Origin of the sequence: Aeromicrobium sp. (genome assembly GCF_036675695.1) — a bacterium.
Taxonomy (GTDB): Bacteria; Actinomycetota; Actinomycetes; order Propionibacteriales; family Nocardioidaceae; genus Aeromicrobium.
On the sequence record NZ_JAKFEL010000166.1, the window covers coordinates 1 to 5319 of the forward strand.

General features: G+C 64.4%; 5 protein-coding genes. All 5 read left to right on the top strand.

Annotation, left to right across the window (positions count from 1 at the left end; genetic code table 11):
- Window positions 1–372: SAM-dependent methyltransferase (locus V6M39_RS10820; RefSeq protein ID WP_332643828.1), on the top strand; the 372-nt coding region annotated here is incomplete at its 5' end.
- Window positions 369–1283 (top strand): NAD kinase, encoded by a 915-nt coding sequence (locus V6M39_RS10825; RefSeq protein WP_332643829.1) that lies wholly within the window; start codon window positions 369–371, stop codon window positions 1281–1283. The genes V6M39_RS10820 and V6M39_RS10825, both read left to right, overlap by 4 nt.
- Complete coding sequence (recN, locus tag V6M39_RS10830; protein WP_332643830.1) at window positions 1283–2968, top strand: DNA repair protein RecN; 1686 nt, start codon at window positions 1283–1285, stop codon at window positions 2966–2968. Before V6M39_RS10825 ends, recN begins: the two co-directional genes overlap by 1 nt.
- Before the next feature lie 55 nt (window positions 2969–3023).
- Window positions 3024–4217: a putative cytokinetic ring protein SteA gene (steA, locus tag V6M39_RS10835; RefSeq protein WP_332643831.1), complete on the top strand. Its 1194-nt coding sequence runs from the start codon at window positions 3024–3026 to the stop codon at window positions 4215–4217.
- The gene (locus V6M39_RS10840; protein WP_332643832.1) at window positions 4214–5095 is read left to right on the top strand and encodes a copper transporter; all 882 of its coding nucleotides are present in this window, start codon (window positions 4214–4216) and stop codon (window positions 5093–5095) included. Before steA ends, V6M39_RS10840 begins: the two co-directional genes overlap by 4 nt.
- Window positions 5096–5319 lie beyond the last annotated feature (224 nt).

Consider the following 5319-nt stretch of genomic DNA (forward strand, 5'->3'; position numbering starts at 1 on the left):
GGGCTCGTCGTGTCCGATCTGTCGTTCATCTCCCTTACGGTGGTCATGCCGGCATTGACGCGGGTGTGCGAGGACGGAGGCGACATCGTGCTGATGATCAAGCCGCAGTTCGAGGTCGGCAAGGCCAACCTCGGCAAGAACGGCGTGGTCCGCGATCCGCTTCTGCATGCTGACGCTGTCCATCGCGTGTGCCTCTCGGCGTCCGAGCTCGGATGGGGAACCCGTGCGCTGGCGCCTAGTCCGCTCCCCGGTCCCGCTGGCAACGTCGAATACTTCTGCTGGCTGCGCACTGACGCCGAGCCTCCCACGATTGACGCAGCACACGACGTTGTTGCCGCCGGACCGCTCGACACCTCGAGGACGCCATCATGAGGACAATCCTGCTTGCGGTCCATGTTGCTCGTGATGAGGCCACAAAGATTGCTGCGGCATTCGCGGCTGATCTGCGAGCCAAAGGTCTGGATGTGCGCATCCTGGACACCGAGGTCGATCAGCTCAGGGCCGCAGGTCTCGAAGCGACTGATGTCGTCGCCGCCGCGCCTGGGGCGGCGCAGGGATGCGAACTTGCAGTCGTATTCGGCGGCGATGGCACGATTCTTCGCGCTGCCGAGCTGTGTCGGGGCACCGATACACCGGTGCTGGGCGTGAACCTCGGACACGTCGGATTCCTGGCTGAGGCCGACGCCGAAGACCTGCATGACGTCGTACGCGGAGTTGTTGATCGCAGTTTCACGGTCGAGGAGCGTTTAACGGTTGATGTCGCAGTCACCGTCGGCGGCGAGATCGTTGCGACCAACTGGGCGCTCAACGAGGCGTCTGTTGAAAAGGCGGCACGCGAGCGCATGCTCGAGATCGTCGTCGAGATCGATGGCCGGCCCGTTTCCCGCTGGGGTTGCGACGGAGTCGTTTGCGCAACACCGACTGGCTCGACCGCCTACAACTTCAGTGCGGGTGGACCCATCGTCTGGCCCGAGGTTTCGGCGCTCCTGATGGTTCCGATCAGCGCTCACGCGCTCTTCGCAAGGCCCCTCGTGGTGTCGCCCGACTCGACGCTGGCGATCGAGATTGTCGGCGAGCAGTCCACCGGTGTCCTGTGGTGCGACGGACGCCGTGCGGCTGACCTGCCGTTCGGTGCACGAGTCGAAGTCCGCAAGGGTGCGACGCCCGTGCGACTGGCACGGCTCCAGCCTGCATCGTTCACGGATCGACTGGTTCGCAAGTTCGACCTCCCCATCAACGGCTGGCGCGGGGCAGCTGAACGACGTCAGCGCGGTGAGAGCTGATGTGGCAACACCTGCGACTCTCCTCGCTGGGCGTCATCGACTCCGCTGAGTTGGAGCTGTCGTCCGGATTCACCGTGATCACCGGCGAAACTGGTGCAGGCAAGACCATGGTCGTGACGGCACTCGGGCTCCTGCGCGGTGACCGCGCTGACCTTGGCCTCGTACGCCAGGGCGCCGATCAGGCTCGTGTCGAGGCGAGTATCGGCGTACCCGCGGGTGCGGCGGCCGTCGCGGCCGTTGAAGAAGCTGGCGGGCGGATCGACGACGATGTGGTCATCCTTGGACGCGTTCTGTCAGCTCAGGGACGGTCACGGGCACTCGCCGGCGGTGCGACGGTTCCGGCGGCGCTGCTTGCCGAGGTCACCGACGAGCTCGTCGCCGTACACGGGCAGTCCGATCAGCACCGCCTGTTGCGTTCGACGGAGCAACGCTCAGCACTCGACCGCTTTGCTGGTGCCGAGTTCACGGCTGCGGCCAAGGCGTACGAGCCGGTCTACCGCCGTTGGCGGATCGTCGAGCGAACCCTCAATGAGCTGCGCACACATGCGCAGGAGCGGGCGCGCGAGCTGGATGTGCTCCGATACGGACTCGACGAGATCGAGCAGGTGGCTCCCGAACCACGTGAGGACGAGACACTCAAGGCCGACGAGAGCCGGTTGGCCCACTCCGAGTCCTTGGCACGGGCAGCCGATCAGGCACAACGTGCCCTCGCCGGTGACGGTGATCTGCAGGCTGCGCGAACCAAGATCGCCGAGGCGTCAACGGCCCTGCGCGAATCCGCCGGACACGATCCTGCGCTCGACGCCTTGGGGGAGCGGGTGCACGAGCTGGGGATCCTGCTCGACGAGGTGGCAACCGAGCTTGCCGGCTACTCCGGCGGTGTTGAGCTTGACCCCGAGCGACTGGCCACGATCCAAGAACGACGCGCGGCCCTATCAGGTCTGCAGCGCAAGTACGGACCAACACTCGACGACGTCATGGCGTGGGCCGAGAAGAGCGCGGCGAGACTCGACGAGCTCAGCCACGATGACGCGTCGATCGAAGAACTCGAAGCCGAACAGGCCCAGCTCGTTCCGGAGACCATGCGGCTGGCCCGGGTCATGTCGGATCTCCGCACCGAAGCGGCTCAGCGACTGTCAGGTCTGGTCGACACAGAGATCGCACAGCTCTCCATGCCGGCAGCTCGTCTGGTCGTCCAGGTGACATCTGCTGACGATGCCGTTCCAGCGGCTCACGGCGTTGACGAGGTCGAGTTCCAGTTTGCGGCCAACAGCGGCACAGGCCTGCGACCGCTGCACAAGGGAGCAAGTGGCGGCGAGCTGTCACGCTTGATGTTGGCACTCGAAGTCGTGCTTGCCGATCGCACGACCGTACCAACGCTTGTCTTCGATGAGGTTGATGCCGGAATCGGCGGCAAGGCAGCAGTTGAGGTTGGACGTCGACTCGCCAGACTTGCCGAGCACGCCCAGGTCATCGCCGTGACGCACCTTCCGCAAGTGGCCGCGTTCGCGCACCATCACTTTGTGGTGACCAAGGACGACGACGGGACCATCACCAGCAGTTCTGTGGTTGAACTCGGCGACGACAACCGCGTCGACGAGCTTGCCCGTATGCTGGCCGGCCAAGAAGATTCCGCGGCTGCACAGGCACACGCCCGCGAGCTGCTCGACCTCGCCCGATCCTAGGCATTTCCCGCGCCCACACGCCGCCGTCGCGCCTCCCGATCATCTCTTGAGGTCCGTGGCAACATGGGTCGCGATGGCCATCCGCAACCGCAAGACGCCCCTGCCGCCTGAGGCGAGGGGGATTGTGGGCACCGTACGGTTCGCCCGTCGTGACAAAGAGCTGGCAGCGCTCCGGGAGGGCGACATCGCCGTGGTCAACCATCCCGACCTCGACAGCCAGCAGGCCGAAATGTTGATCGACAGGCGTGTCCGAGCCGTCGTCAACACCTCACGGTCCAGCTCAGGGCGCATTCCGAACGTCGGACCGCAGATGCTCGCGCATGCGGGAATCACGCTGGTCGACGTGTCCCAGATCGACCTCAGCTTGCGACTCAAGACAGGCGACACCGTTCGTATTGAGGCAGGGAAGATCTTCAAGGACGAAATCCTTGTCGCCTCCGGTGCGGAGCTTGATCAACAGCGCACGAGCACAGACCTCGCTTCTGCCGAATCCGGTCTTGCCACGAAGCTCGACTCGTTGGCGGCCAACGCCTCCGACCACATTCAGCGTGAGCACGCGATGCTCATCGGTGGTGCTCGGATCCCTCGTCTTCGCACCAGGCTTCGTCGGCGACCCGTGGTGGTCGTGTCACGAGGTCACGACGACGTTGCAGACCTTCGTGGTCTGCGTCGCTACATCCGGGACAGCGATCCCGTCTTGATCGGCGCCGGAGCGGGTGCGGACCTGCTCCTTGATTCGGGCTACACGCCCAAGATCGTGATCGGCGCCTTGGACAATCTGTCGGACAGGGCGATCCGCGCCGCTGGCGAAGTGGTCGTGACCACGGCATCAGGGCGCGTAGAGATGCCCGAACGCCTTGAAAAGCACGGCAAGCAGGTCGCGACCTTTGTCTCGACCGGAGCTGATGATGACCTCGCCATCCTGCTAGCCGACACCAACGAGGCGTCAGTGATCATCCATGTGGGCGCTCCGGCCGATCTTTCACAGTTTCTGGATCGAGCCCCGACTGAGGCGGCTCGGATGTTCGTCTCACGCCTACGAGCCGGATCGAAGATCGTCGACGCCAAGGCCGTCCACCACTTCAGCAGCGATCGTATGTCGATGTGGCCCATTTATCTCCTCCTGTTCGCCGGAGCGGCCGCCGTCCTCACGGCGATCGGCGTGACTCCGGTCGGCCAGGACTGGTTTGACTCGATCGGGTCACAGCTCGGCGACCTCGGCAACTGGATCAAAGGACTTGTCTCGTGATCAACTTCCGCTACCACCTCGTCTCGATAGCGGCGATGCTGCTGGCGCTGGCGGCGGGCATTGCGCTCGGTGCCGGCCCGTTGGACGACGCCGGATCGGCTTTGGACGGTGATGATTCACCGACGACGACATCGGCAGATCCAGCTGTGACGTCTTTCGAGTCGGCCTACGCAGCCCGTACGTCGCTTCCGTTGTTCAAGGGAGCGCTCAAGGGCCAGTCGGTTGTGGTCATCACGATGCCCGGCGCAAGCGCAGCTGAGGCCAAGAGCATCTCGACGCTGCTTCAGCAGGCCGATGCGGAGGTGACGGGTCAGGTCGAGCTGACGTCCAAGCTGCTCAACTCGTCCAATCGTCAGTTCGCTGAGGGCGTCGCACAGCAGGCGGCGGCCGACGTTCCGGGCGTTTCTGCTGCCGGTGACAGCTACGGCCGAATCGGCGCGGCCCTGGGTCGAGCGATCATGGCGAACAAGACCTCCGCAGTTGATCCTGCCGCAGCCACGATCCAGTCGGCATTTGTGGAGGGCGACCTGATCACCCTGACCTCCACGCCCACCAAGCGAGCCACGCTCGCTGTCATCCTGACGAGCCCGAAGGCATCCAACTCAGGAGACCAGGGGAGTGTTGTGGCTGCCATGGCTGCCGCGCTGGATGCCAGCGGCAAGGGTGTCGTGGTCGCTGGGCCGTCCTCGGCGAGCACAGACGGTGGAATCGTCAAGGCCGTACGTGACAGTGATGCGACGAGCAGCGTCTCGACTGTCGACGTCACAGACATGGCTGCTGGTCGAGTCGTCACGATCCTTGCGGCGGCCAAGGAAGCGACTGGCCTGAGCGGCTCGTGGGGCACGTCCCGCAGCGCCGACGGCGGATTGCCTGACTAAGAACATTGATGTGGGCCAGCCGACACGCTCGTTGGTAACCAACACAGCGTTCTTCTTGGTAGGCTGGAATCCCGTGGAGGCCTGATGCTTTTCCAAGCATTGCGAGCGCTCGACATCGGTTTTCGACCACGGGAGTCACCTTGGCAGGTAGCGCGGTTACCAAACACGTATTTGTGACCGGCGGAGTCGCATCTTCGCTCGGCAAGGGTCTCACCGCCTCAAGC